Genomic DNA, 742 nt, shown 5'->3' on the forward strand with positions numbered 1-742 from the left:
AACACGATGGTTAAGCCTTAAGCGGCCGATGATACTATGCTGGAGACGGTATGGGAAAGTAGGTGGCTGCCAGATTTTACAGACGGGGTTATAGCTCAGCTGGTTAGAGCGCACGCCTGATAAGCGTGAGGTCGATGGTTCGAGTCCATTTAACCCCACTTAAACCGAATATAATACAACGTTAACAGATTACAGAAATGTAAGTCTTTAGACGGGGGTATAGCTCAGTTGGGAGAGCACCTGCCTTGCAAGCAGGGGGTCAAGGGTTCGAATCCCTTTATCTCCACTGCGGATATGGTTACTGGTAATAACTAGTAATAATAAGTATCTGCAAAGATTGTTCATTGAAAACTGCATATTAAAATATCTAAAATAAACTAATAAAGTTTAGACATCCGAGGTGCGATATGTACTGATAAGTCACATATCAAACCAAGAAACAAACCGAATGATTAAATAATCATTAAAAACCCATTAGTATAACGCTATATACTGATGAAAGAGATTAAGACAAACGGAAGTTCGCGAGCGGTTATTCGCAGAAGTTTTACTTCTGCTCATATCCTTTGCTTCGCAAATGATTTCGCATTAATCACCAAAACAGCTTATGAATGCAAGCATTCAACGCAGTTTTGCTAATTAATCCGAACCGCTTGCTAATCTATTGGTTAAGCTATAAAGAGCACAGGGTGGATGCCTAGGCACTGAGAGCCGATGAAGGACGTGATAAGCTGCGAAAAGC

At 41.0% G+C, this 742-nt stretch carries 2 tRNA genes and 1 rRNA gene; all 3 read left to right on the forward strand.

What is annotated here, in order from left to right:
* Positions 1-84: 84 nt before the first annotated feature.
* A tRNA-Ile gene (locus WMO42_RS13895) sits at positions 85-158 on the forward strand.
* Positions 159-213: 55 nt separating this feature from the next.
* Positions 214-286: transfer RNA gene (locus WMO42_RS13900), tRNA-Ala, on the forward strand.
* A gap of 380 nt (positions 287-666) precedes the next feature.
* Positions 667-742, forward strand: a 23S ribosomal RNA gene (locus WMO42_RS13905); the annotation flags it as partial.

The sequence above is a fragment of the Lachnospira sp. CLA-JM-H23 genome, from assembly GCF_040096425.1.
Taxonomy (GTDB): domain Bacteria; phylum Bacillota; class Clostridia; order Lachnospirales; family Lachnospiraceae; genus Lachnospira; species Lachnospira rogosae.